The sequence below is a fragment of the Mesorhizobium sp. 113-3-9 genome, from assembly GCF_016756515.1.
Taxonomy (GTDB): domain Bacteria; phylum Pseudomonadota; class Alphaproteobacteria; order Rhizobiales; family Rhizobiaceae; genus Mesorhizobium.
The window spans coordinates 5,690,114-5,715,920 of the sequence record NZ_AP023246.1 but is presented as its reverse complement, the minus strand read 5'-3'; the positions used below and the strand labels follow the sequence as shown (position 1 = coordinate 5,715,920).

Below are 25,807 nucleotides of genomic sequence, written 5' to 3'. Positions count from 1 at the left end.
CGATATGCCCGGTCCTGATCAAACCGCCTGTGAAAAAATCTCTGGCGATGGCCTCAAGTCCACGCTATGCGATAGAGAAGGCGGGGGCCGAGGATTTGGCGCTAATAACAGGTGGCCGGTGGCGAATGGTATTCGATCTGGCTCCGTACTAGTGTCGAAGTTCTCACGCCCGGAGTTCAGTACTGCCCGATGACATCCCACATAGAAGCCGTATCCGGACTTCGGCCGAAGGTGCGTCGCGCTATCATCATGGTTCTGGATATCGTGATGGTCCTGATCGCGGTGGCGCTCAGCCTGACTTTATCGCAATCGAGACTGTCGTTCGAAGCCTTTTCCTCAGCGGGTTTTGCTTGCTGGGCGAGCATCATCGTTCTCAGCCACCTGCTGTTTAGATATTGCGGCCTTTACAACACCGTGTGGCGTTTCGCCTCGACGCCGGATTTCTTCAACATCCTGAAGAGTTGCGGAATCTTGACTGTCACGCTTTACTGCGTTTCGCTCGTTGTCCGTTCCTTTCAACCTGTGGCGGGCCTCAACGAGCGCCAGTTTATTGTCTTCTTTCTGGTTTCTTTCACCATCATTTCCGCGCCTCGGATTTTCTATCGGTTCCTTCGCGATGGTGCGAGTTGGCGCATCTTGAGCCGCGGCACCGGCAAGGCCTCGATCAAGCGGGCGATGTTCGTCGGCAAATTGAGCGAGGCCGACGTGATCATCCGTTTCACCCGCACAGCCCAGCCGGCCGAGTATTCCATCGTCGGAATCCTGGCGATCGAAAACGGGGCTCCCGAGGGCACCCGTATCCAGGGCGTACCCGTCGTGGCCATTCGCCCTCGTCTGGTCGAGGCGCTCGAGGAATACGCAAAGGGGACGGCAAGTCTCGACCTGCTTATTTTCGGCAGCGGTGCCGAGCATGAGATCGAAGAATATTCCGAACTCGTTCGGGTCGCCCGGCATGGCGACATAGCGGTCGTGCAGTTCTCGGGGCTTTCGCAACTGGGGCAGGAGGGAAAGCTCGTTCTCGACGCTGTCGAGATGGAAACGATCCTGCGTCGCTCGACGGTGCCTTCCGATATCAAACGCATCGGCGCCTTCGTCGGCGGTAAGCGGGTTCTGGTGACGGGTGGCGCCGGTTCGATCGGCCGAACCCTGGTCAAACGGTCGCTGGAGCTTGGCGCCGAGGCAGTCCTGGTTGCCGACAATTCCGAGTTCGGCATCTTCCAGTTGAGCCAATATATTGACGAGCAGCACCATGACCGCCTCAAGGTCCGCATTGCCGACGTCGCCGATCGGCGCCAGATAACCCGGGTCGTCTCGGAATTCAAACCGGATATCATCTTCCATGCGGCGGCGCTGAAGCACGTTCCGCTGCTCGAGGAGAATTGGGACTCGGCCATCCAGACCAATGTTTTCGGGACACTCGTCTGCGCGGAGGTTGCCGCCAGATGCGGAGTGGCGCAGTTTGTCCTGGTGTCGAGCGACAAGGCCGTGGATCCGTCGTCCGTGCTTGGCATCACGAAGCGGGCTGCGGAACAGATCGTCAGCGCCTTGCATGGGACACCCCCGACCGATCCGGGTGGGCGCCGTCCCGCCACCAAGTTCATCGCGGTCCGTTTCGGCAACGTCTTTGGCAGCAACGGTTCCGTGGCGACCATATTCCAGTCGCAGATCGAGGCTGGCGGACCTGTCACCATCACCGACCGGCGCATGACACGCTATTTCATGACAGTGGCCGAAGCCGTCGATCTCGTCATCATGTCGGCTGCCGATGCCGCATCGCGGCCAAGCGGCGAAGATTATGCCGTCTACATGCTCGACATGGGCAAGCCGGTGCCGATCCTCGAAGTGGCCGAAACGATGATCCGCATGTCGGGAAAGAGCCCGTACACGGACATCCCAATCCGCTTTACCGGCATCAGGCCTGGCGAAAAGCTCCATGAAACGCTGCATGGTGAAGACGAGGAACTCGTCGAACTCGGCATTTCGAAGATTTTTGGCTTGAGCACGGACGTTGTGGAGTGGTCGGATGTCCAGGTCGCACTTGCTGCGCTTCAGCAATCGGTGAAGAATCAGGGCAAGGCCGCGTCGCTCGCCGTGCTGGCGGGTCTCGACCGCGCCAAGAAGGCGAGGGGGAGCACGGACCTGCAGGCAATCCCGAAAACGGCTGGGCAGGCGACTTAACCTGCCGGGCCGACCTTTGAGTCCTGAAACCTGGTCGGCGCAAACGCAAAAACTGTCTCCATCGGCGGCTTTCCGCCGGGACCAACCGGCACCCCATGTACTGAACCTTGAATGGCCTGCGGTGCGCTTGGTCGAGAGGCGACCACGTGCTAGGTCGACCGGATGACGGCTTCATCAGCGGTGTTGTCCCGCGGGGCTTTTGGCAGGGAGCACGATCGGCCATTCATGAAGGCAGCCAAGAAAATCTTCGATCTTGCCGGCGCGGCCCTGCTGCTGGTGGCCACATCTCCTGTTTTATTGCTCGCCATGCTTGCCGTGCGGGCATCGTCACCCGGTCCAGCAATTTTTTCCCAGACACGGGTCGGTCTCGACGGCGCGTTGTTTCGCTGCCACAAATTGAGGACGATGGTCCAGGGGACGCCGTCCTTGCCCTCGCATGAAGCGCCTGCGAATGCCGTGACTGCCGTCGGAAGGACCTTGCGGAAGTTCAAGCTCGATGAACTGCCGCAATTCTGGAATGTCCTGAAGGGCGAGATGAGCCTGGTCGGGCCGCGTCCCTGCCTGCCGACACAGACGGAATTGATCGAGTATCGCAGGCAGCTGGGGGTTTTGACAGCACTTCCAGGCATAACGGGCATGGCCCAGATCAAGGGCATCGACATGTCGAATCCGCGGCTCCTGGCCGAAACGGATGCCACCTATCTCAGGACGGCGTCATTCTGGCTTGATCTTCGTATCCTGTTTGGAACGCTCTATCGCAACGGAGGCGATTGAGCGTTTGCGAGCCGCGCCATCTCGGCCAGCCGTTCCAGCGTGCCGGTTTCCGGCAGCCAGCCTTCGGACACCAGCATGGCAGGGTCGCATACCTGCGTCGCGGTCATATTGTCCCAGAATATCCGCTTGCCCAAGAGGATCGCGGCTGCCCGCAACGGCGCGGCCGGCACGGCCATCAGGCGCGTCGGCCGTCCGAAACCGCTGCGGAAGGCGCGCACAATGTCAGCGATCGAAACCGGCGGCACATCGCCGGCAATGTAGATCGGGCGCAGTGGCCCTGAACGGCTCAGCAGATGCCATATCGCTCCCGCCGCTGATTGTGATGACAGCAGGGAACGGGTTGCCGTCAGGGCACCTGTCGGCAGCGGCAGGGCCGTGTCGGCCAGGCGCATCAGCGTTGCCAGGTTTCCCTTCATGCCGCTTCCGTAGACTGGAGGCAGCCGCAATACGGTGGCGTCGGAACGGCCATGCGACGCATAGGCGTCCAGCACCCTGACTTCGGCTTCACGCTTCGAGCGCCCATAGGCGCATCGCGGATCGGGCATCGTGTCCTCGTTGATCATTGCGCTGACGCGTGCGCCGATCACGGCCCGGATCGAGGACAGTTGGATGAAGCGTCCGCTTGCCTGCTCGGCGGCGGCCTGCGCCAGCCGCGCGCTCAATTCCGCATTGGCCGCCCGGAAATCGGCTTCGGTGGCGTTGCCTTCATCATTGTTCAGGCCCGCGCAATGGACGACATCCGTGACATCCCTGGTAAGCGCCAGGAAGGCGGCGGCCGGAGCGTCGAAACCGGGCATCCGCATGGCGTCATGTCCGGGGCCGAGCCTCTCCGGGTGGCGGGACGCGAGGCGAAGCTCGGCGCCTGCCTCGCGGAGCCGGTGCACCACCTGACGGCCGATGAAGCCCGTCGCGCCTGTCACCAGAACTCTCATGGCCTTTGCCCGGAACCGCTATTGGATGGCGGACGGAAGCGCCTGCTCCTTCGTCGTTGACGGAAGGATCTGACCTTCCGTCGCAAGCGAAAGTGCCTGGCCTTCCGCCAACGGAGCCTGACGCCCGGAGGCAAGATAGGTTCCCGACACCAGGAACACCATCAGAACCGAATCCAGAATGTCATGGCCGATCAGGATGCCCGTCATCCCCGCGGTCAGATAGGTGATCAGAACGATGACGATCATGGTAGCGCCGAACCGTTCGATTGGATCCGTGCTGTTGCGCAGCACCAGGGCGGCATTCCTGGCGGCAACCACGAAGATCGCCGCCAGCGTCACGGCGCCCAGTATTCCCGCCTGCACCAGGGCGGTCAGAAAGCCGTTGTGGAAATGACTGAAGCCGGCGTCCATGCCGAACTGATCCTGGAAGCCCTGTTTTATCAAGGTCTGGGTGGCACCCACTCCATGTCCGAACAATGGCATCTCATGAAACGCCTTGAGGCCGATATCCCACAGAGCGGCGCGCAATCCCAGGGGTGTCGTGTGGTCGCCATGGGTGGCAAGCGCATCCCAGTCGGAGCGCAGAAAATCGACCCGCCCGGATATGGTGTGGAAGCCGACAGCAGCGACCACGACGCCGACCGCCAGCAACAGCAACAGCAGGCGCACGGCATTTCTTCCTCTCAGTTTCTGCTGGTTGATCAGCAGAACGGCGATGCCGGCGATCAGCAGTGCCAGCCAGATAATGCGTGTTTGGGAGTAGATGATGGCGATCGTCCCACCGAGTGCCGCGCAGATGAGGGCGATCCGGCGTCGCTCGATGCCCGACAGGGCACCGGCCACACAGACCATCACTCCAAGGCACAGGACCTCCGCGAACACGATTGCGTTGCCGGCTCCGCCCTCGGCGCGCTTACCAAGCCAATATTGCTGGAAGACCGCCAGAAACAGCGCCACAAAACAGGCCGCCATGCTGCTCAGCACGATGATGCGCACAAGCGTCGTTTTCCGCGTAATGCTCCAGGTCGAATAGGAGATGGGGAAAAACAGGAAGGTGACGAGCGGTATCAGGTGCGACGCGTCCCGAGTGATCGCGTTGTTGACGATGGAAGCCACGAGATTGGCCGCGCAATAGGCATAGATCGCGACCGTCAGCACCATCATCGCCGGGTCGATGTTGAAGCGTCTTTTCCTGAAGGCGATCAAAAGGATGGACCACAGGCCACCACCATTGAACACGAAGCTGACCGCCGATCCCAGAACCGGGGGAAAAAAGAAGCAAAGAATGGAAAAGTAGATATTGATCCGCGAAGGCGTGAATTGCTGTCTTACAGACGAAAGCCGGTCCAAGTTTCGGGCTCGCTATTCTCGAGTAGCTTTATGCGGCACATCCCGTTTAGTGGAACCGAATGTGCTCGCCTCGAAATCGCCCATGCCTCATGATGCATCTTGCCCGCTTCGAGAGGCTTGTATAGCGGCTGGGCTAATTTTTCGATAGTGCGGCGGGGCTGGTTGTCACCGAAAATCGGCGGCCGGCGCCCGTCGATTGGGAAAGGGTTCCGGAAGCGTTTGCCGTCACGTTCTCCCGGGCAATATTTTTCCTGCCTTTTCTCGATTGGAGGCCCTGCGAACAGAAATTTCCGGGTTCTGGCGAAAGCATGGAAAATTCATTCTCGAACTGACAGCCGCCAAGCTCGTCTTGCATTGTTCTGCCGTGCGCCGATCTGCTAGAACGCCCGCACGAAAACACTTTGTCCAGAAGCGAAGCTTGAACCGGGCGCAAAAAGCTCGATGATTTGACGCAAGGTCTTCTGTCGCAAGGCACGAGAGAACGCTCACAGTCCATGACCATAGCGCTTACGCACCTGCAGCGGCTTGAAGCCGAGTCCATCCACATATTCCGCGAGGTTGCGGCCGCCTTCACCAAGCCGGTCATGCTCTATTCGGTCGGCAAGGATTCATCCGTGCTGATGCATCTGGCGATGAAGGCGTTCTATCCCGCCAAGCCGCCATTTCCATTTCTTCACGTCGACACCACCTGGAAATTCCGCGAAATGATCGCTTTTCGCGATCAGATGGCGCAAAAACTCGGCTTCGACCTGTTGGTCCATGTCAACGAAGACGGCGTGCGCGACAACATCAATCCGTTCGACCACGGCTCGAACACCCATACCCATGTGATGAAGACCGTGGCGCTGCGCCAGGCGCTCGACAAATACGGTTTCGATGCCGCCTTTGGCGGCGCCCGCCGCGACGAGGAGAAGTCGCGCGCCAAGGAACGTATATTCTCGTTCCGCAACGCCCAGCACGTGTGGGATCCGAAGAACCAGCGCCCCGAAATGTGGAAGATCTTCAACACCCGCATCGCATCGGGCGAATCGATCCGCGTCTTCCCGCTGTCGAACTGGACCGAACTCGATATCTGGCAGTACATCCTGCAGGAGAACATCCCGATCGTGCCGCTCTATTTCGCCAAGGAACGGCCGGTGGTGGAACGCGACGGCATGCTGATCCTCAAGGACGACGACCGCATGAAACTGCGCCCCGGCGAGTCGGTCGAGAACCGGCTGGTGCGGTTCCGCACTTTGGGCTGCTATCCGCTCACCGGCGCCATAGAATCGGATGCCGACACGCTCGAAGCCATCGTTGGCGAGATGCTGACCGCGCGCACCTCTGAACGCCAAGGTCGCCTGATCGACCGTGATGAGGCAGGCTCGATGGAAAAGAAGAAGCGCGAGGGGTATTTCTGACCATGCGTCATATCATGGCAAAAAGCCTTGCTCCCACCGACAGCGTCCGTGATTATCTAGCCGCGCAGGAGAAGAAGTCGCTGCTGCGCTTCCTGACCTGCGGTTCGGTCGACGACGGCAAGTCGACGCTGATCGGACGCTTGTTGTCCGACACCAAGCAGATCTTCGAGGACCAGCTCGCCGCGCTCGAGCGCGATTCGCGCAAGCACGGCACCACCGGCGACGACATCGATTTCGCGCTGCTGGTCGACGGCCTCGAGGCCGAGCGCGAGCAAGGCATCACCATCGACGTCGCCTACCGCTTCTTTGCCACGCCGAAGCGCAAGTTCATCGTCGCCGACACGCCCGGCCACGAACAATATACGCGCAACATGGCGACGGGCGCCTCGACCGCCGACCTGGCGATCGTGCTGATCGATGCTCGGCAAGGGGTGCTGCGCCAGACAAGGCGTCATTCGATCATCGCTTCGCTGCTCGGCATTCGCCACATCGTGCTGGCGGTCAACAAGATCGATCTCGTCGATTTCGACCAGGCGGTTTTCGACCGGCTCGTCGAAGACTACGGACAATTCTCGCGTGACCTCGGCTTCCAGACCATCGTGCCGATCCCGATGTCGGCCCGCTACGGCGACAATGTCAGCGGCCGCTCCGACAATATGCAATGGTATTCCGGCCCGACGCTGATCGAGCACCTCGAGACCGTTTCGGTCGAAGAGGCGGCTGTCGAGCAGCCGTTTCGTTTTCCGGTGCAGTACGTCAACCGCCCCAATCTCGACTTCCGCGGCTTTGCCGGCACGATAGCGTCCGGCGCTATTGCGCCGGGCGACGAGGTCGTGGTCGCCAAATCCGGCAAGTCCTCGCATGTCAAACGCATTGTCGCCCATGGCGGAGATCTCAAACAGGCGGTGGCCGGCCAGGCCATCACGCTTGTTCTTGACGATGAGGTCGAGGTCTCCAGGGGCAACATGCTGGTGTCGCCGGCCGCCAGGCCGCAGGTTGCCGATCAGTTCGCCGCCAACATCGTCTGGTTTGACGAGCATGCGCTGCTGCCGGGCCGTTCCTACATCCTGCGCACCGAGACCGACCAGACCAGCGCTACCGTCACCGACCTGAAATACCGCATCAATGTCAACGACTTCGCCCATGAAGCGGCCAAGTCGCTTGAAATGAACGAAGTCGGCATCTGCAACATCTCGACGCGGGCGCCGATCGCCTTCGATCCCTTCGCCGACAACCGCACCACCGGCGCCTTCATCCTGATCGATCGCATCTCGAACGCCACCGTCGGCGCCGGCATGATCGTGCACTCGCTGCGTCGCGCCGAAAACATCCACTGGCAATCGCTCGATGTCGGCAAGCGCGTGCGCGCCGACATGAAGAACCAGCGGCCCGCTGTGTTCTGGTTCACCGGGCTTTCGGGCTCCGGCAAGTCGACCATCGCCAATCTATTCGAGAAGAAGCTGTTCGCCACCGGCCGGCACACCTATATCCTGGACGGCGACAATGTCCGTCACGGTCTCAACCGCGATCTCGGATTCACCGATGCCGACCGGGTCGAGAACATCCGCCGCGTGGCCGAAGTGGCCAAGCTGATGGCCGATGCCGGGCTGATCGTCATTGTCTCGTTCATTTCGCCGTTCAGCGCCGAACGGCGCATGGCGCGCGAACTGATGGCCGATGGCGAGTTCATCGAGGTGTTTGTCGACACGCCTTTCGAGGAGTGCGCCAGGCGCGATCCGAAGGGCCTCTATGCCCGGGCGCTGAACGGCGAGATCAAGAACTTCACCGGTGTCGATTCCCCCTACGAGGCGCCGGAAAAACCGGAAATCCATCTCAAGACGCTCGGCAGATCGGCTGAAGAGATGGTAGATGCCCTGGAACACTGGCTGAACGAGCGTGACATTGCCGAAGACCAATATGACAACGGCGGCGGTATCTGACGACAAGTCGATGCTCGACATCTTCGAGCAACTGGCCCTGGCGGCCGGACGCGAGGTCATGCGTGTCTTCCACGCCGGCTGCGCGGTTGACCGCAAATCAGACTCCTCGCCGGTGACCGAGGCGGACCGCGAGAGCGAGAAGATCATTCTCGCCGGCCTGCGCGCCGCATTTCCCGAGATTCCCTGCGTGGCCGAGGAGGAGGCGGCGGCCGGTGTCATGCCGACCGATCTTGGCGACGCCTTCTTCCTCGTCGATCCGCTCGACGGTACCAAGGAATTCGTCAATCGCCGCACCGACTTCACCGTCAACATCGCGCTTGTGCGCCATGGTGTGCCGGAAGTCGGTGTCGTCTTTGCGCCTTGCACCGGCCGTTTCTTTTCCGGCCGGCCGGGCAGGGCGGAAGCCCTGGAAATCGACGGCGACTACCAGATCGTCGGCCGCAGGCCGATTTCGGTGAGGACCGCAGCAGCCCCGCTGGCCGTGGTTGCCAGCCGGTCGCACAACACGCCGGAAACCGAAGCCTATATTCGCGACCTCGGCGCCGCCGAGATCGTCTCGGTCGGTTCGTCCTTGAAATTCTGTCTTCTGGCGAGTGCCGAGGCAGACGTCTATCCGCGTTTCGGGCGCACCATGGAGTGGGACACCGCCGCGGGCGACGCGGTGTTGCGCGCGGCGGGCGGTACGACACGCACTCTGGACGGCAAGCCCTTGGCCTACGGCAAACGCGATCAGGCCGACGACGAGGATTTCGCCAATCCGCATTTCATCGCCACCGGCAGGTTCGAGCCGGCAAGGGCGCCCACGGGCTCGGGGGTTAAAAGCCTGGGGAAATAAGCTATCCCGGACCGACAGTTCGCTGAGTCGGAAATTCAATGTCCTTGCTTGAAAAAAGCCATGCCGTCATCCTCGGCGGGTTCCCGGCATCCACGAGAGATCGTGATGAAATAATCTTCAGGACATTGATCGGTGTCTATGCTGTCTCTCCTGTCCTGTTCGTTTTCATTGAAATGTCTCCGACAGTCGTGGCATTCGTCGCTGCTCTCGCCGGCGCTCTTTTCCTTTCGACCAAGCGCTTGAGCTTTGCCGAGGGGACGAAAAGCCTTGCCGTAGCCCTCGGTGCCTTGTCCTGTTTCATTTTTTCGAGTGTTCTGTGGTCGGACGACAAGACCCGCTCCCTTGTGGCGACGAGAGACGTTTTTAGCTATTCGATTGCCGCCATATTGCTGTTTCAGTGCATCCTCGCACTTACGGACGCTCAGCGTGACCGGCTGACAAAGTCATCATTGACTGGCCTGCTGATTGGCACGTTGTGCGTGATGGGGCGGGAATTGTATTTCGCGTTCTGTACCGAGGATCCCCGATTTGTGGGAAATATTTTCACGCTCCACAAGATCACCGTATACGGAGCGTTCTTTGCCGTCATCCTGCTTGCCCAATCGAAGCCGCTCTGGAAGGGCATTGCAGCCATCTTTGCCGTGCTGACCTTGCTGTATGGCCAATCGACTGGTGTCGATGTGGCGATAATCATCGTGGCGTTGATTTTCGCCATCCCCGCGAAATACCGGCAATGTGCTTTCGTCGTGTTCCTTGCCGTGTATTTGTTTCTCGCCTTGATTGCGCCGTTCGTTGTCTCGCCCCTGTTTGCCTTGCTCGAGGCGAGGGGCTGGCTGGCCTTCCATCCCGGGACCTTTGCCGCGCGGCTTGATCTCTGGAAGATGATCTCTCCTCATATTGCGGACAGACCAATTCTTGGTCATGGCGCGAACACGATGAGAAACGCGGCCGGCGTTGTCGTGAACCCTACATATTATCTGCTGGTGGATCTCCCCAGCGCACATAATATCGTATTCGATTTGTGGTATGAACTGGGAGTATTGGGTATCGCTGTCTACGGATTGCTGCTGGCCGCGATCATGAGGACCATTGGCCGTTTGAAGGGCCCTTGCCATTTCATGGCCGGTAGCTGTCTGATCGTGGCTGTGGTCGAATTGTCGGTCGACCACAGGATCTGGCTGTCATGGGTTCTAGGCGCCTTGGTCTTCACGGCCAGCATCTGCATACTGAACTGTCGTTCCGTTGCTCAGCCTGGAACGGACAAGCGGACCAAAGGCGGCGCTGCGGTTTCCGTGAAACGGTGAACTGATGCTCAAGCTCCGCCGTCGCGCGCCAGCCTGCGATTCATCCTTTGAAGCAGGCGGGCGATGCGTGCCGGAACCTGGTGGTTCCGAAAGCTACTCCGCCGCGGCCTGCGCCGAGTTCGAGCCGATATAGTTGCGGATCGTCTCGATGATCCGGTCCTGGTCGGCTTCACTGAGATAGGGGTGCATCGGTAGGCACAGGATGCGCTTCGGCAGGTCCTCCGAAACGGCAAGGCCGGTCGGCGTGCGCGGGTAGTCGCGATAGGCGACCTGGGCATGCAGCGGCTTGACGTAGTAGATGACGGACGGAATACCCTTCTCGCCGAGATGCGCCTTCAGACCGTCGCGCTTGGGCGTCTCGATCGCGTATTGGGCCCAGGCGGACCGGCTGCCATCGAGATTGCGGGCAGCCGTGACGATGTCGCCGAGCCCTTCGGCATAGCGATTTGCCACCACCTGGCGCGCGACCATCTCGTCTTCGAGGATGGCGAGCTTTTCGATGAGGATCGCCGCCTGCAGCGTGTCGAGCCGCGAATTGATGCCGACGCGAACATTGTCGTATTGGGTCTCGCCCTTGCCGTGGAAGGCAAAGGAACGCAGCTTGTCGGCCAGCGCGTCATCGTTGGTGAACATCGCGCCGCCGTCGCCATAGCAGCCAAGCGGCTTGGCCGGGTAGAAGCTGGTCGAGCCGACATGGCCGAAGGCACCGCACATCTTGCCGCCATGCGATCCGCCCATCGACTGGGCGGCGTCCTCGATCACCAACAGTCCTTCGCGGTCGGCAATGGCCATGATTGCCTCGTAGTCGGCGGCAAGGCCGAACAGGTCGACCGGGATGATCGCCTTCGGCTTCAGCCGGCCTTCCTTCTTGATCATGGTGATCGCCGCCTCGAGACTGGCGATGTCGATGTTGTAGGTTGCGGGATCGACATCGACGAAGACGGGTTCCGCCTTGGCCAACGCCACCACTTCGGCGGTGGCGGCGAAGGTGAAGCTCGGCACGAACACGGCATCGCCCGGGCCGATGCCGGCCGCGAACAGCGGCAGCAGCAGCGCATCGGTGCCGTTGGCGCAGGCCACGACATGCTTGGTGCCGACATAGGCGGCGAGCTTCTTCTCGAATTCCGCGACCTGGGGCCCGAGGATGTAGCGGCCGTCCTCGACAACATGGTCGATCGCGGCTTTCAGCCGGTCGCGGATGCGTTCGCGCTGCGCGCCAAGATCAATGAACTGCATGTCGGCCTCAAAAACGGTTTTTAACAAGGCGGTTTAGCCAGATAACGGCCCGCTGGTACCAGAGTTGCGCCTGCCGAGAAAGCCGGACGCTCGGGGCCGCCGATTGCCCGGCTGTTGCGGTCTGTTACCACTGCTTCCGGCGGATGCTGGCCAGATGCCGGAAATCCGGGCCTCGTCGGGCGCGATCCGGCCTTTATAGCCCCGGGGATCTGTCCTGCGAAACATAAAGTGATCGACTGGCTCAACTTATGTTGAACGTTGCTCAGGCAATTTCGTGCCGCCACGGTGGATTGGCGCCGGCGCGTGATACGGTCACCGCCGCTGCCTTGGCACCAAGCGCCAGTGCCTTGCGGATCGCGTCTTGCGTGAGGTCGCCGATGGCCGCCTTCGTCAGCAGGCCCTGTTCATGCAGGGAGGCAAGGATGCCGGCATTGAATGTATCGCCCGCACCGACCGTGTCGACCACCTCGACCTTTTCCGGCATCACGGTGACGGCGTGGTCCTTGGTGTAACCGACAGCACCTTCGCTGCCATGCGTAACGACGATCAGTTTCGGGCCGCGCTCAAGCCAGTTTCGCACGACGTCCTCGTGCGAACCGGCTTCGCCGAACCAGTTGAGGTCTTCGTCCGACAGTTTCACGATATCGGCCATCGCCATCATCTCCCGGATGCGCGTGAGGTGCTTGGCCTTGTCCGGGATGAAGTTCGGCCGGATGTTGGGATCGAGCATCATGACACGGCTCGCGTGCTCGCGCCGCATGAACTCTTCATAGGCACTGCCGGCAGGCTCCGAGATCAGGCTGATGGCGCCGAACAGCATGGCCTCGATCTCGTTTCCAAGCACCGGCAGGTCATCGATGGTAAGCAGGCGTCCGGCGGTGTTCTCGTCGTAGAAGGTATAGGTCGCCTGGCCGTTGGTGAGCTTCACGAAGGCCAGCGTCGTCGGCCTGGGCGAGGTATGGGCGTAGGTGGAACTGACCTTGCTCGCCCCCAGCGCGTCCCTGAACTGGCCGCCGAAAAGATCCGACGACAGGCCCGAAAAGAAGCCGGCCGGCGCGCCGAGCCGTCCAAGCGCGATAGCCGTGTTGAACACCGCGCCACCGACATAGGGAGCAAAGGCAGGCTCACCCTGTGTCGTGGTGCGCGGCAACATGTCGATCAGGGCTTCGCCGCAGCAAAGGATCATGGTTTCCTCGTCTCCGGCGGATAGATCACGCCCTTGCGGATGATGATGTTGGCGTAAAGCCGCGGCTCGCTTGTCGCGACGATGGCATGCGCCGATTTGACCCGTGCATAGAAGTCGGCGCCGGCCAGCGCAACCACCTTGCGGCCGGGCGCGCGTTTGGCGCAGATCGCCTCTATCTCGTGATGGACCGGATCGGCGCGCGACGGGTCGCCTTTCACGGATGCGCGGAACAACGCTTCCGGCACCGCGTCATCCACCGGCAGGATACTCAGGATCGCGTCGAGCACCGGAATGAGCGGATGACCGTCGGCCCGGATGAGGCGCCTTGCCTGCTCCTCTGCCGGATAATTTCCGTCGACCAGGGCGATCTCGTCGCCATGACCCATGGCGCGCAATGTCGCCAGAAGGTCCGGACCGAGCAGCGCCGGGATTCCGATCAGCATTCAGGCGCTCCTGGAAATCGTCGTCGAACCGATCAGGAAGCGTTCGGACAGCGGCAGGCTAGCGCCGCCGAGCGCCCGGGCATGGATGCCGACGGTTCCCTCGCGAACGGCGGGCAGTTTCAAGCCTTCGCCGTCGATTGTCGCGATGGCCGCGATAATGGCATTGACCAGCCGACGGCGCACCGCCCGCGGCATCCAGCCGTCGACCACCGCCGCCTCGAAATCGATGACCGAGGACGCCGCGACGATGGCATAGGCAAGCGCCCGTGAGGCGCTGGCGATCCAGTCGTCGAGTTCGGAGCCGATCTCGCCCCAGTCCTCGGGTGACGTCCACAGATGCGAAGCCTCGACGCCGCGGGCATTGAGCGCTTTTTCCAGCATGGCGATCGACGCCACGTCGATCAGCTGGGTCGGCTTGCCGTCCGGTCCGGGCACCGGCATGGAGCCAAGCGCGCCGGCATTGCCGGTCGGGCCGCCGAACAGCCGGCCGTTGAGTACGATGCCGCCGCCGGCGAAGGCGCCGATGTAGAAATAAACGAAATCACGCGCGCCGCCCGCCTGGCCGAAGACGAGCTCCGCGCCGCAGGCCGACGTAGCGTCGTTTTGCAGATAGACCGGAAAATCGCATTGCGCCTGGATATCGCCCCTGATGTCGCGGTGGCGCCATTCGTCCATGACGTCGCGCGGCGCGCCGGCGGTGTCGGCCCAGTTCCACAATTCGAACGGCATGGCGATGCCGAGCCCGGCAATGCGCTTGTCCTGCGCCGGCGTCAGTTCGCCGCGCATCTTTTTCATGCCATCGGTGACGAATTCCACCGTCTCGCGCGGTGCCGGATAGCGATAGGAGTGCTGCAGCATAGAGCGCACATTCCCGAGAAAATCGATCAGCACCAGTTCCGCGCTGCGGCGGCCGATCTTGAGGCCGATGAAGAAGGCGCCCTCCGGATTGAGCGCCATCGGTATCGAGGGCTGGCCGATCTTGCCGCGCAGCGGTGCCTGGCGCACGAGCAGGCCTTCTTCCTCCAGCTCGCGCATGATGACCGAAACCGTCTGCGCCGACAGTCCGGTCATGCGCGCGATATCGGATTTCGCCAGGCTGCCATGCTGACGCACCAGCGAGAGCACCAGCCGCTCGTTGTGGTCGCGCATGCCGCTCTGGTTGGTGCCGCGGTGAATCAGGCTCTCATTCGCTTCGGGCGAACCGTGCCTCGCAGTGGCGGTTTCCACCCTGTTCCTCCCGTCGTTTCCCCTCAATGCTTTTGGGCCAGAATGAGTGAAGGACGCAAGGCTGTCAATAATAAATAAGAGTGATTTAATTATTGACAGGGCCCTCGGTCTGGTGTCTGTTGAAGAGGCGTCCACGCTGGGAGAAATTCGTTGGATGCGCCGTAGATGCCGGTTGGCCGGCATCCGGAATGGTTCCACTGGGAGGAAGATCGTGACCAATACAAAACTGTTGAAATCGACCGTGTTTGCCGCGGCTGCCCTGGGTCTGATGGCGTTTGCCTCGTCCGCATCCGCGGCCGGTGTCGGCGCTTGCCTGATCACCAAGACCGATACCAACCCCTTCTTCGTCAAGATGAAGGAGGGTGCCACGGCCAAGGCCAAGGAACTCGGCGTCGACCTCAAGACCTATGCCGGCAAGATCGACGGCGACAGTGAGAGCCAGGTGGCCGCGATCGAAAGCTGCATCGCCGACGGCGCCAAGGGTATCCTGATCACCGCCTCCGACACCAAGGGCATCGTACCGACCGTCAAGAAGGCCCGCGACGCCGGCCTGCTGGTGATCGCGCTCGACACACCGCTCGACCCGATCGACGCGGCCGACGCGACCTTCGCGACCGACAATCTGGAAGCCGGCAAGCTGATCGGCGCCTGGGCCGCCGCGACGCTCGGCGACAAGGCCAAGGACGCCAAGATCGGCTTCCTCGACCTGACGCCGTCGCAGCCGACGGTGGACGTGCTGCGCGACCAGGGCTTCATGATGGGCTACGGCATCGACGTGAAGGATCCCAACAAGATCGGCGATGAGACCGATCCGCGCATCGTCGGCCACGACGTCACCAACGGCAACGAGGAGGGCGGCCGCAAGGCGATGGAGAACCTTCTGCAGAAGGACAACACCATCAACGTCATCCACACCATCAACGAGCCGGCCGCTGTCGGCGCCTACCAGGCGCTCAAGGCCGTCGGCCTTGAAAAGCAGGTGCTGATCGTCTCCGTCGACGGCGGCTGCCCCGGCGTGAAGTCGGTGACAGAGGGTGTCATCGGCGCGACGTCGCAGCAATACCCGCTGCAGATGGCAGCGCTCGGCATCGAGGCGATCGCCGCCTTCGCCAAGGATGGAACCAAGCCGAAGCCGACCGAAGGCAAGAATTTCTTCGACACCGGCGTCAATCTGGTGACCGACAAGCCGGCCAAGGGCGTGAAGTCCATCGACACCAAGGAAGGCCTCGCCAAGTGCTGGGGCTGATGCTGGTCTGACCGGCAATTACCGAACTCGAGCGGTCGGGGCTTGATCCCCGGCCGCTTCGGGTGGACGATGGCTCGCGTGACCGCGAACAATCCCGGCGATAGACCGGAAAGGCGTGGACGGGCGTCGGCGCGTGGCTGACACCCTACGGGGAGGAAACATGTCTCAAGCTCAGGAATTCGAGAAAGTTCTCTCGAGCAGCGACACCAGCGTTGCTGCGTTCGACGAGCACAAATCGGCAGTCAGGCGCATCCAGCATTTCCTGCATTCGACACCGGCAGCGGTGCCGCTGATCGTGCTGGTCCTGTCGATCATGATCTTCGGCATCACCATTGGCGGGCGCTTCTTCTCGTCCTACACGTTGACGCTGATCCTGCAGCAGATTGCCATCGTCGGCATTCTGGGCGCTGCGCAGACGCTGGTCATCCTGACCGCCGGCATCGACCTGTCGATCGGCGTCATCATGGTGATTTCAGCCGTGATCATGGGCAATTGCGCCGTCAGCTACGGCCTGCCGAGCGTGCTCGCGGTGGCGATCGGGCTTGCCGCCGGTGCTGCCTGCGGACTGCTCAACGGGTTGCTGGTCGCCTACATGAAGCTGCCGCCTTTCATCGTGACGTTGGGCACCTGGAACATCGTCATGGCCACGAACTTCATCTATTCGGCCAACGAGACCATCCGTGACACCGACGTCGACACCCAGGCGCCGCTGCTGCATCTGTTCGCCCTGAGCTTCAAGGTCGGAACCGCGGTGCTGACGCTCGGCGTCATCGCCATGGTCGCGCTGGTGCTGCTGCTCTGGTACGTGCTCAACCACACCGCTTGGGGCCGCCATGTCTACGCCGTCGGCGACGACCAGGAGGCGGCCAAGCTGTCGGGCATCCAGACCAAGAAGGTGCTGGTGACGGTCTACACCCTTGCCGGGCTGATCGCCGCTTTCGCCGCCTGGGTCTCCATCGGCCGTAATGGTTCGATCTCGCCGTCGGCGGCAGTCACCGACTACAATCTGCAGGCGATCACCGCGACGGTGATCGGCGGTATCTCCCTCTTCGGCGGGCGCGGCTCGATCCTGGGCACGCTGTTCGGCGCCATGATCGTCGGCGTCGTCTCAATGGGACTCAACATGCTGGGCGCCGATCCGCAATGGAAAGTGCTGCTCACCGGTGTGTTGATCATCGGCGCCGTGGCGGTCGACCAATGGATCAGAAAGGTTTCGGCATAGTCATGACCCAGGAACCCATTCTCACCGCGCGTGGCTTGGTCAAGCGCTATGGCCGCGTCACCGCCCTCGACAATGCCGACTTCGACCTCTACCCCGGCGAAATTCTCGCCGTCATCGGCGACAACGGTGCCGGCAAGTCATCGCTCATCAAGGCGATTTCAGGCGCCGTCGTGCCAGACGAAGGCGAAATACGGCTCGAAGGCAAAACCGTTGCCTTCAAGTCGCCAATGGAAGCCCGCGAAGCCGGCATCGAAACCGTCTACCAGAACCTGGCCCTGTCGCCGGCACTGTCGATCGCCGACAACATGTTCCTCGGCCGCGAGATCCGCAAACCCGGCTTTCTCGGCCAATGGCTGCGCATGCTCGACCGTCCGGCGATGGAAAAGCGCGCCCGCGACAAGCTGACAGAACTCGGCCTGATGACCATCCAGAACATCGGTCAGGCGGTGGAGACGCTCTCGGGCGGCCAGCGCCAGGGTGTCGCGGTGGCGCGCGCCGCTGCCTTCGGCAGCCGCGTTGTGATCATGGACGAACCGACGGCCGCCCTTGGCGTCAAGGAGAGCCGCCGCGTGCTCGAACTGATCCTCGACGTCAAGAAGCGCGGCCTGCCCATCGTGCTGATCTCGCACAACATGCCGCATGTCTTCGAGGTGGCCGACCGTGTCCACATCCACCGCCTCGGTCGTCGTCTCGCCGTCATCGATCCCAAGCAGTATACGATGTCCGATGCGGTCGCCTTCATGACCGGCGCGAAGGCGCCTCCGGAGGCCGCGCTGGCCGCCTGACCGCCAAATTGCCGCAGGGTAAGCTGGCGGACCTTCATCTAAATCGATTGAATATATGTTGCGATGCGGTAACATGGGCTGGGATGAATGGTGAAAGCCGGTATGATCGTTGCAACCGCACGAGAGGTAGCATGACGCGCGCGATGACATCCGAAACCCTTCCGCCACTGCTCGAAAATCCAGATCCGAAGACGCTCGCAAGGGAAGTCTTGATGGCCCTCAAATACAGGGTCGGCAAGGACACCACCGTCGCGACGCAATATGATTGGCTGACCGCCTCGATCAAGGTCGTGCGCGATCGCATCGTCGATCACTGGATGCAGGCGACCAAAGAGGCCTACGACCAGCAGGAAAAGCGCGTCTATTATCTGTCGCTGGAATTCCTCATCGGCCGCCTGATGCGCGACGCCTTCTCCAATCTCGGCCTGATGGACAATATGCGCGAGGCGCTGTCGTCTCTCGGCGTCGACCTCGATCTCATCGCGGCGCTCGAGCCCGATGCGGCGCTCGGCAATGGCGGCCTTGGCCGGCTCGCCGCCTGCTTCATGGAAAGCATGGCCACCGTCGACATTCCCGCGCATGGCTACGGCATCCGCTACGCCAACGGCATGTTCCGCCAGGAAATCCATGACGGCTGGCAGGTCGAACTGCCCGAAACCTGGCTCGATCACGGCAACCCATGGGAATTCGAACGGCGCGAACGCTCCTTCGAAGTCGGCTTCGGCGGCTCGGTGGAGTCCATCACGTCAAAGGATGGCCGGCTCGAGCGCCATGTCTGGAAGCCGACCGAGCATGTCCTGGCCGTTGCCTACGACACGCCCGTCGTCGGCTGGCGGGCAAACCGCGTCAACACGCTGCGGCTGTGGTCGGGCATGCCGGTCGATCCGATCCTGCTCGACAAGTTCAATGCGGGCGACCACATCGGCGCGCTGGCAGAGAGCAACAAGGCCGACGCGTTGTCGCGCGTGCTCTATCCCGCCGATTCCCATGTCGCCGGGCAGGAGCTCAGGCTGCGGCAGGAATATTTCTTCTCCACCGCCTCGCTGCAGGACATCGCGCAGCGGCATCTGAGCCAGTATGGCGACCTGAAATCGCTGCCCGACAAGGCCGCGATCCACTTGAACGACACCCATCCGGCGATCGCGGTGCCGGAGCTGATGCGGCTCCTGATGGATGTCCACGGCATGGACTTCGACCTCGCCTGGGATATCACCAAGCGCACCTTCGGCTACACCAACCACACGCTCCTTCCCGAGGCGCTGGAAAGCTGGCCGGTGCCGCTGTTCGAACGGCTTTTGCCGCGCCATATGCAGATCGTCTACGCCATCAACGCGCAGGTGCTTCTGGAGGCCCGCGCCACCAACCAGTTCTCGGGCGAGCAGATCAGCCGCATCTCGCTGATCCAGGAAAACGGCGACCGCCGCGTTCGCATGGGCAATCTGGCCTTTGTCGGCTCGCACTCCATCAATGGCGTCTCGGCGCTGCACACCGAGCTGATGAAGGAAACGGTGTTCGCCGACCTGCACAAGCTCTATCCCGACCGCATCAACAACAAGACCAACGGCATCACGCCGCGGCGCTGGCTGATCCAGTGCAACCCGGGACTGACCTCGCTCGCCCGCGAGGCGATCGGCGACCGGTTTCTGGACGACATCGAGGGCATCAAGGGGCTCGACGGCTTTGCCGATGACAGCGCGTTCCGGGAGAAGTTCGCGGGCGTCAAGCGACAGAACAAGGTGCGGCTGGCCAATCTCGTCGCCGACCGGCTCGGCATCAAGGTCGATCCGTCGGCGCTGTTCGACATCCAGGTCAAGCGCATCCACGAATACAAGCGCCAGCTTCTCAACATCCTCGAGGCGATTGCGCTTTACGACCAGATCCGCTCGCATCCCGAGCGTGACTGGATGCCCCGCGTGAAGTTTTTCGGAGGCAAGGCGGCGCCCAGCTACCACAACGCCAAGCTGATCATCAAACTCGCCAATGACGTCGCCAGGGTCATCAACCGCGACCCGGCCGTTCGCGGTTTGCTGAAGGTGGTGTTCGTGCCGAATTACAATGTCAGCCTGGCCGAAATCATGATGCCGGCCGCCGACCTGTCCGAGCAGATATCGACCGCCGGCATGGAGGCGTCGGGCACCGGCAACATGAAGTTCGCGCTCAACGGCGCGTTGACCATCGGCACGCTCGACGGGGCCAATGTCGAGATCAAGGAATGCGTCGGCGACGACAACATCTTCATCTTCGGCCTGACAACGGCCGAGGTCGCCGAGCGGCGCAACAATGGCTACAACCCGCGCGCCGTGATCGAGGGGTCCTCCGAACTGGCGCAGGCGGTCGCGGCCGTATCCTCGGGTGTCTTCTCGCCGGACGACCCGGACCGCTACCGCGATCTCATCAACGGCCTCTACGACAGCGACTGGTTCATGGTCGCCGCCGATTTCGATGCCTACACCGCCGCCCAGCGCGAGGTCGACGCCGTCTGGCGCAACAGCCCGGATTGGTATGCCCGGGCGATCCGCAATGTCGCGCGCGTCGGCTGGTTTTCCTCCGATCGCACGATCCGCCAATACGCGAAAGAAATCTGGAACGTGCCTGTCTGATGTGATTGCATGAGGCCACGAACAAAGTGGTCCCGGTGATGCGGGTTGAATGTCAACTCACATCACCAGAAACAAACACCTGGTGCCCTGGGAGGGACACTGCCTGATGAGGAAGCCGCGCGCGACCGCTGCGACAAGCGGGCCGGACGGACTGGCGCCAGCCAGCGATGTTGCGGCGATTGTCGCCGGCACGCACGGGGATCCGTTTGCAGTCCTTGGCGTCCACGAGATCGGCAAGAGCTTGTTTGCCCGCTGCTTCGTTCCGCATGCCGAAACCGTCGCAGCCTATACGCTGACGGGCATCGAGGCCGGTGAGTTGTCCAGGCGTGATGATGCCGGCTTCTTCGAAGGCAAGCTGTCGATCAGGAAGCGGCAACCGCTGCGCTACCACGCGCGCAATGCCGGCGGCGACTGGTGGCTGACCGATCCCTATTCGTTCGGCCCGGTGCTCGGGCCGATGGACGACTACTATATCGCCGAGGGTTCGCACCTCAGGCTGTTCGACAAGCTTGGCGCGCATGTCATCGAGCACGAGGGTGCCACCGGCGTGCATTTCGCCGTCTGGGCTCCCAATGCGCGGCGCGTCTCGGTGGTCGGCGATTTCAACGACTGGGATGGCCGTCGTCACACGATGCGTGATCGCCGCGATACCGGCATCTGGGAATTGTTCGTGCCCGACATCGGTGCCGGCCGACCCTACAAATACGAGATCATCGGCCCCGATGGCGTCAGACTGCCGCTGAAGGCCGACCCGTTCGCGTTCAAATCCGAACTGCGTCCGGCCACGGCTTCGGTCGTTGCGGTGCCGCCGGGGCATGAGTGGGGCGACGAGGCCCACCGCAATTTCTGGCGCAATGCCGATCATCGGCGCGAAGCCATTTCGATCTACGAAGTCCACGCCGGGTCCTGGCAGCTTGGCGACGACGGCACGTTCCTGTCATGGGACGAAATGGCCGATCGGCTGATCCCCTACGTGGTCGAGACCGGTTTCACCCACATCGAGTTCATGCCGATCTCCGAACATCCCTATGACCCGTCCTGGGGTTATCAGACGACCGGCCTCTATGCGCCGTCGGCCCGCTTCGGCGACCCGGACGGTTTTGCCCGTTTCGTCGATGGGGCGCACCGCGCCGGCGTTGGCGTCATCCTCGACTGGGTGCCGGCGCATTTTCCGGTCGACGCGCATGGCCTGGCCCATTTCGACGGCACCGCGCTCTACGAACATGCCGACCCGCGCAAGGGTTTTCATCCCGACTGGAACACCGCGATCTACAATTTCGGTCGCCGCGAGGTGGTGTCTTTCCTGGTCAACAACGCGCTGTTCTGGGCCGAGAAATACCATGTCGACGGTTTGCGCGTCGATGCGGTCGCCTCGATGCTCTACCTCGACTATTCGCGCAAGGCCGGCGAATGGATTCCCAACGAGAAGGGCGGCCGCGAGAACCTCGAAGCGGTCTCTTTCCTGCAGAAGATGAACAAGGAGGTCTACGGCCATCATCCGGGCGTCATGACCATCGCCGAGGAATCCACCTCATGGCCGAAGGTCTCCGCGCCGGTGCATGAGGGCGGGCTGGGTTTCGGCTTCAAGTGGAACATGGGCTTCATGCACGACACGCTGGAGTATTTTTCCAAGGAGCCGATCTTCCGCAAGCACCACCACAACGACCTGACCTTCGGCCTGACCTACGCCTTCTCGGAGAATTTCGTGTTGCCGCTCTCGCATGACGAGGTCGTGCACGGCAAAGGCACGCTGCTGGGCAAGATGGCCGGCGACGACTGGCAGAAATTCGCGACCTTGCGTGCCTATTACGGCTTCATGTGGGGCTATCCCGGCAAGAAGCTGTTGTTCATGGGACAGGAGTTCGCGCAGCGCCGCGAATGGAGCGAGGCACGCGCTCTCGACTGGAACCTGCTCGATTTCCGCCCGCATCGCGGCGTCTGGCAGACGGTGCGCGATCTCAACTATCTCTACAGGTCGCGCCCGGCGCTGCATGGCCGCGACTGCGAACCAGAGGGATTTTCCTGGCTGATCGTCGACGACAGCCAGAATTCGGTTTTCGCCTGGGTGCGCAACGCGCCTGGCGGCAGCCCGGTGGCCGTCATCTCCAACTTCACGCCAGTGCCGCGCGACAATTATCGCGTGCCGTTGCCGAAGGCCGGCAAGTGGCGCGAGATCATCAACACCGACGCATCCGAATATGGCGGCTCCGGCATGGGCAATGGCGGCATGGTCGAGGCAAGGGCGGAAGGCAAGAGCATCTCGGCAACGATGCTTCTGCCGCCGCTGTCGACGATCATGCTCGAACTCGTTGTCGACTGAGCCCGTCGCGGCGAAATGGCGAGACTTGAGTAACTTGGGAGGGTAGAAATGGCAGACTTGAAACGGACCCAGCCGCTGGCGCGCGATGCCATGGCCTACGTACTGGCCGGCGGCCGTGGCAGCCGCCTCAAGGAACTGACCGACCGTCGCGCCAAGCCGGCGGTCTATTTCGGCGGCAAGACGCGCATCATCGACTTCGCGCTCTCCAATGCGCTCAACTCGGGCATTCGCCGCCTTGGGGTCGCCACCCAGTACAAGGCGCATTCGCTGATCCGCCACCTGCAGCGCGGCTGGAACTTCCTGAGGCCGGAACGAAACGAAAGCTTCGACATCCTTCCCGCCAGCCAGCGTGTGTCGGAAACGCAGTGGTATGAGGGCACGGCGGACGCCGTCTACCAGAACATCGACATCATCGAGGCCTATGGCCCGGAATACATGGTCATCCTCGCCGGCGACCATATTTACAAGATGGACTACGAGATGATGCTGCGCCAGCATGTCGACGCCAATGCCGACGTCACGGTCGGCTGCCTCGAAGTGCCGCGCATGGAAGCGACAGGCTTCGGCGTCATGCATGTCGATGCCAAGGACAACATCATCGCCTTCGTCGAAAAGCCGGCCGATCCGCCAGGCATTCCGGGCAACCCGGAATTCGCCCTGGCCTCGATGGGCATCTACGTCTTCAAGACCAAGTTCCTGATGGAGCAACTGCGCCGCGACGCCGCCGAGCCCGGCTCCAGCCGCGATTTCGGCAAGGACATCATCCCCTATATCGTCCAGCATGGTAAGGCGATCGCGCACCGCTTCACCAAGTCCTGCGTACGCTCGACGGCGGAGAACGAAGCCTACTGGCGCGATGTCGGAACCGTCGACGCCTATTGGGAAGCCAATATCGACTTGACCGATGTGACGCCGGAGCTCGACCTCTACGACCGCGACTGGCCGATCTGGACCTATGCCGAGTTGAAGCCGCCGGCAAAATTCGTCCATGACGAGGACGGCCGGCGCGGCTCGGCCGTTTCCTCCCTGGTCTCGGGCGATTGCATCGTCTCCGGCGCGACGCTGAAGAAAAGCCTGATCTTTACCGGCGCGCGCATCAATTCCTATTCGACGCTGGAAGAGGTCGTCATGCTGCCCGACGTTCATGTCGGACGGAACGCAAAGTTGAAACGCGTCGTCATTGACCACGGTGTAAGGATACCGGAAGGGTTGGTGATCGGCGAGGATCCCGTGCTCGACGCCAAGCGCTTCCGCGTTTCGGAAAAGGGCATCTGCCTGGTCACACAGGACATGATCAACAAACTCGGGCTCTAGAGCAATTCCAGGAAAAGTGTGAGAACGGTTTTCCCACGGGAATTGCTCAGAACAGGATCGGATAGACGCATGCAGGTTCTGTCGGTCACGCCCGAGATCTTCCCGCTGATCAAGACCGGCGGACTGGCCGATGTGACCGGTGCGCTGCCCGTCGCGCTGGCAGCCAAGGGCGTGGCCATGCGCACGCTCATTCCAGGCTTTCCCGTGGTGATGGAAGGCTTCAAGAAAAGGAAGGCCGTCTACCAGTATCCGTTGCTGCAAGGCGGCAAGGCCTCCATCCACTCTGTCGAGCTTGCCGGGCTCGATCTTTTCGTGCTCGACGCGCCGCATCTGTTCGACCGGCCCGGTGGTCCCTATGGCAATGCTTCGGGAGCGGATTGGCCGGACAATTGGCGGCGCTTCGCGGCGCTGAGCCAGGCCGGTGCCGATATCGCCGGCGGCGCCATCTCGGGCTACCTGCCAGACATCGTCCATGCCCATGACTGGCAGTCTGCGATGACGCTGGCCTATATGCGCTACGGCAAGGCGGTCGGCACGCCTTCGATGATGACCGTGCATAATCTCGCCTTCCAGGGCCAGTTCGGCGCCGGCATCTTCGGCGAGCTCGGTCTGCCCGCGGCGGCGATGGCGCTTGACGGCGTCGAATATTATGGCGGCGTCGGCTTCCTCAAGGCCGGCCTGCAGGCCGCCTGGGCGATCACCACCGTCAGCCCGACCTATGCGCAGGAGATCCGCTCGCCGGAGTTTGGCATGGGTCTCGACGGACTGATCAACATGCGCTCCAGCGATCTCTACGGCATCGTCAATGGCATCGACACAGCCATCTGGGATCCGGAGACAGACAAGCATCTGGTATCGAACTATACGGCCGCCACGCTCAAGGCGCGGGCACCGAACAGGGCCGCCGTGGAGGATCGCTTCGGCCTCGACCGGGACGATAGCCCCATCGTCTGCGTCATCAGCCGGCTGACCTGGCAGAAGGGCATGGACATATTGGCGACGGTGATCGACGGTGTCGTCGCGACCGGTGTACGCTTGGCCATACTGGGCTCGGGCGACGCCGGCCTGGAAGGCGCATTGCTTGCCGCCGCCGCACGCCACCGTGGCCGCATCGGCGTGGTCGTCGGCTATGATGAGGGGCTGTCGCACACCATGCAGGGCGGCTGCGACGCCATCGTCATCCCATCACGCTTCGAACCCTGCGGTCTGACGCAGCTCTACGGCCTGCGCTACGGCTGTGTACCGGTGGTTGCCCGCACCGGCGGCCTCGCCGACACCATCATCGACGCCAACGAAGCGGCGATGGCGGCCGGCGTGGCGACAGGGTTCCAGTTCGCACCCAACAATGGCGGCGCGATGCTGCACGCCATAAGCCGCCTGGCCGAAGCCTACGCCAACCCCGCGGTCTTCGAAACCATCCAGCGTCAGGGCATGAAGACCGATGTGTCGTGGGATCGAAGCGCCGAAAAATACGTTGAACTCTATCGCCTGCTGCTTTCGAAAAGGGTCGCCTGA

General features: G+C 62.0%; 19 protein-coding genes. 13 read left to right on the top strand and 6 right to left on the bottom strand.

Going from position 1 to position 25,807, the window contains the following annotated elements; all coding sequences use genetic code 11:
• The first annotated feature begins 189 nt into the window (after positions 1–189).
• Positions 190–2,178: a nucleoside-diphosphate sugar epimerase/dehydratase gene (locus MesoLj_RS28015; protein ID WP_181179577.1), complete on the top strand. Its 1,989-nt coding sequence runs from the start codon at positions 190–192 to the stop codon at positions 2,176–2,178.
• A 225-nt stretch (positions 2,179–2,403) separates the two neighbouring features.
• Entirely contained in the window at positions 2,404–2,952 is a 549-nt protein-coding gene (locus tag MesoLj_RS28010) for a sugar transferase (protein ID WP_202323291.1), read from the top strand.
• Here the strand turns inward: MesoLj_RS28010 and MesoLj_RS28005 are convergent.
• Positions 2,931–3,884: an NAD-dependent epimerase/dehydratase family protein gene (locus tag MesoLj_RS28005; protein ID WP_202323290.1), complete on the bottom strand. Its 954-nt coding sequence runs from the start codon at positions 3,882–3,884 to the stop codon at positions 2,931–2,933. The genes MesoLj_RS28010 and MesoLj_RS28005 overlap by 22 nt on opposite strands.
• Before the next feature lie 18 nt (positions 3,885–3,902).
• Positions 3,903–5,234 (bottom strand): O-antigen ligase family protein, encoded by a 1,332-nt coding sequence (locus MesoLj_RS28000; protein WP_202323289.1) that lies wholly within the window; start codon positions 5,232–5,234, stop codon positions 3,903–3,905.
• Positions 5,235–5,728: 494 nt separating this feature from the next.
• On the opposite strand from MesoLj_RS28000, the gene cysD reads away from it, so the two are divergent.
• Genes cysD through MesoLj_RS27980 form a run of 4 tightly spaced genes read left to right on the top strand, consistent with a single transcriptional unit; the run spans position 5,729 to position 10,713 of the window.
• Positions 5,729–6,634: a sulfate adenylyltransferase subunit CysD gene (gene cysD / locus MesoLj_RS27995; RefSeq protein WP_140768766.1), complete on the top strand. Its 906-nt coding sequence runs from the start codon at positions 5,729–5,731 to the stop codon at positions 6,632–6,634.
• 2 nt (positions 6,635–6,636) lie between these two features.
• A complete protein-coding gene (cysN, locus tag MesoLj_RS27990; RefSeq protein WP_202323288.1) occupies positions 6,637–8,574 on the top strand; it encodes a sulfate adenylyltransferase subunit CysN in 1,938 nt (645 codons plus the stop codon).
• A gap of 10 nt (positions 8,575–8,584) precedes the next feature.
• On the top strand, positions 8,585–9,409 hold the full coding sequence (gene cysQ / locus MesoLj_RS27985; RefSeq protein ID WP_202327499.1) for a 3'(2'),5'-bisphosphate nucleotidase CysQ: 825 nt from the start codon (positions 8,585–8,587) through the stop codon (positions 9,407–9,409).
• Between the two features lie 38 nt (positions 9,410–9,447).
• Complete coding sequence (locus MesoLj_RS27980) at positions 9,448–10,713, top strand: O-antigen ligase family protein (protein ID WP_202323287.1); 1,266 nt, start codon at positions 9,448–9,450, stop codon at positions 10,711–10,713.
• A gap of 93 nt (positions 10,714–10,806) precedes the next feature.
• On the opposite strand, the gene MesoLj_RS27975 is transcribed toward MesoLj_RS27980, so the two are convergent.
• From MesoLj_RS27975 to MesoLj_RS27960, 4 genes are all read right to left on the bottom strand, one after another.
• On the bottom strand, positions 10,807–11,949 hold the full coding sequence (locus tag MesoLj_RS27975; RefSeq protein ID WP_202323286.1) for a DegT/DnrJ/EryC1/StrS family aminotransferase: 1,143 nt from the start codon (positions 11,947–11,949) through the stop codon (positions 10,807–10,809).
• A gap of 262 nt (positions 11,950–12,211) precedes the next feature.
• Positions 12,212–13,135 carry a carbohydrate kinase family protein gene (locus MesoLj_RS27970; protein WP_202323285.1) on the bottom strand — a complete coding sequence of 308 codons (924 nt, stop codon included), beginning with the start codon at positions 13,133–13,135 and terminating at the stop codon, positions 12,212–12,214.
• Positions 13,132–13,578 carry an RbsD/FucU family protein gene (locus MesoLj_RS27965; protein ID WP_140768756.1) on the bottom strand — a complete coding sequence of 149 codons (447 nt, stop codon included), beginning with the start codon at positions 13,576–13,578 and terminating at the stop codon, positions 13,132–13,134. Before MesoLj_RS27965 ends, MesoLj_RS27970 begins: the two co-directional genes overlap by 4 nt.
• Positions 13,579–14,805 (bottom strand): ROK family transcriptional regulator, encoded by a 1,227-nt coding sequence (locus MesoLj_RS27960; protein WP_140768754.1) that lies wholly within the window; start codon positions 14,803–14,805, stop codon positions 13,579–13,581.
• Positions 14,806–15,073: 268 nt separating this feature from the next.
• On the opposite strand from MesoLj_RS27960, the gene MesoLj_RS27955 reads away from it, so the two are divergent.
• The 7 genes from MesoLj_RS27955 (at position 15,074) to glgA (ending at position 25,807) form a co-directional block, all read left to right on the top strand.
• Positions 15,074–16,051, top strand: coding sequence for a sugar ABC transporter substrate-binding protein (locus MesoLj_RS27955; protein ID WP_394811859.1), 978 nt, complete (start codon positions 15,074–15,076; stop codon positions 16,049–16,051).
• A gap of 160 nt (positions 16,052–16,211) precedes the next feature.
• Positions 16,212–17,273, top strand: coding sequence for an ABC transporter permease (locus MesoLj_RS27950; RefSeq protein WP_140768752.1), 1,062 nt, complete (start codon positions 16,212–16,214; stop codon positions 17,271–17,273).
• A complete protein-coding gene (locus MesoLj_RS27945) occupies positions 17,249–18,058 on the top strand; it encodes an ATP-binding cassette domain-containing protein (RefSeq protein ID WP_244493895.1) in 810 nt (269 codons plus the stop codon). Before MesoLj_RS27950 ends, MesoLj_RS27945 begins: the two co-directional genes overlap by 25 nt.
• 131 nt (positions 18,059–18,189) lie before the next feature.
• On the top strand, positions 18,190–20,658 hold the full coding sequence (locus MesoLj_RS27940; RefSeq protein WP_202323284.1) for a glycogen/starch/alpha-glucan phosphorylase: 2,469 nt from the start codon (positions 18,190–18,192) through the stop codon (positions 20,656–20,658).
• A 106-nt stretch (positions 20,659–20,764) separates the two neighbouring features.
• Positions 20,765–22,978 (top strand): 1,4-alpha-glucan branching protein GlgB, encoded by a 2,214-nt coding sequence (glgB, locus tag MesoLj_RS27935; RefSeq protein WP_140768748.1) that lies wholly within the window; start codon positions 20,765–20,767, stop codon positions 22,976–22,978.
• A 48-nt stretch (positions 22,979–23,026) separates the two neighbouring features.
• Positions 23,027–24,292 (top strand): glucose-1-phosphate adenylyltransferase, encoded by a 1,266-nt coding sequence (gene glgC, locus MesoLj_RS27930; RefSeq protein ID WP_140768746.1) that lies wholly within the window; start codon positions 23,027–23,029, stop codon positions 24,290–24,292.
• A gap of 69 nt (positions 24,293–24,361) precedes the next feature.
• Positions 24,362–25,807, top strand: coding sequence for a glycogen synthase GlgA (glgA, locus tag MesoLj_RS27925; protein WP_140768744.1), 1,446 nt, complete (start codon positions 24,362–24,364; stop codon positions 25,805–25,807).

What these genes read in the sequence shown, in the direction of transcription:
- MesoLj_RS28015 (WP_181179577.1), top strand. Translation starts at nt 190, where the DNA reads ATGACATCCCACATAGAAGCCGTATCCGGACTTCGGCCGAAGGTGCGT.
- MesoLj_RS28010 (WP_202323291.1), top strand. Translation starts at nt 2,404, where the DNA reads ATGAAGGCAGCCAAGAAAATCTTCGATCTTGCCGGCGCGGCCCTGCTG.
- MesoLj_RS28005 (WP_202323290.1), bottom strand. Translation starts at nt 3,884, where the DNA reads ATGAGAGTTCTGGTGACAGGCGCGACGGGCTTCATCGGCCGTCAGGTG.
- cysD (WP_140768766.1), top strand. Translation starts at nt 5,729, where the DNA reads ATGACCATAGCGCTTACGCACCTGCAGCGGCTTGAAGCCGAGTCCATC.
- cysN (WP_202323288.1), top strand. Translation starts at nt 6,637, where the DNA reads ATGCGTCATATCATGGCAAAAAGCCTTGCTCCCACCGACAGCGTCCGT.
- cysQ (WP_202327499.1), top strand. Translation starts at nt 8,585, where the DNA reads ATGCTCGACATCTTCGAGCAACTGGCCCTGGCGGCCGGACGCGAGGTC.
- MesoLj_RS27980 (WP_202323287.1), top strand. Translation starts at nt 9,448, where the DNA reads ATGTCCTTGCTTGAAAAAAGCCATGCCGTCATCCTCGGCGGGTTCCCG.
- MesoLj_RS27975 (WP_202323286.1), bottom strand. Translation starts at nt 11,949, where the DNA reads ATGCAGTTCATTGATCTTGGCGCGCAGCGCGAACGCATCCGCGACCGG.
- MesoLj_RS27970 (WP_202323285.1), bottom strand. Translation starts at nt 13,135, where the DNA reads ATGATCCTTTGCTGCGGCGAAGCCCTGATCGACATGTTGCCGCGCACC.
- MesoLj_RS27965 (WP_140768756.1), bottom strand. Translation starts at nt 13,578, where the DNA reads ATGCTGATCGGAATCCCGGCGCTGCTCGGTCCGGACCTTCTGGCGACA.
- MesoLj_RS27955 (WP_394811859.1), top strand. Translation starts at nt 15,074, where the DNA reads ATGGCGTTTGCCTCGTCCGCATCCGCGGCCGGTGTCGGCGCTTGCCTG.
- MesoLj_RS27950 (WP_140768752.1), top strand. Translation starts at nt 16,212, where the DNA reads ATGTCTCAAGCTCAGGAATTCGAGAAAGTTCTCTCGAGCAGCGACACC.
- MesoLj_RS27945 (WP_244493895.1), top strand. Translation starts at nt 17,249, where the DNA reads ATGGATCAGAAAGGTTTCGGCATAGTCATGACCCAGGAACCCATTCTC.
- MesoLj_RS27940 (WP_202323284.1), top strand. Translation starts at nt 18,190, where the DNA reads ATGACGCGCGCGATGACATCCGAAACCCTTCCGCCACTGCTCGAAAAT.
- glgB (WP_140768748.1), top strand. Translation starts at nt 20,765, where the DNA reads ATGAGGAAGCCGCGCGCGACCGCTGCGACAAGCGGGCCGGACGGACTG.
- glgC (WP_140768746.1), top strand. Translation starts at nt 23,027, where the DNA reads ATGGCAGACTTGAAACGGACCCAGCCGCTGGCGCGCGATGCCATGGCC.
- glgA (WP_140768744.1), top strand. Translation starts at nt 24,362, where the DNA reads ATGCAGGTTCTGTCGGTCACGCCCGAGATCTTCCCGCTGATCAAGACC.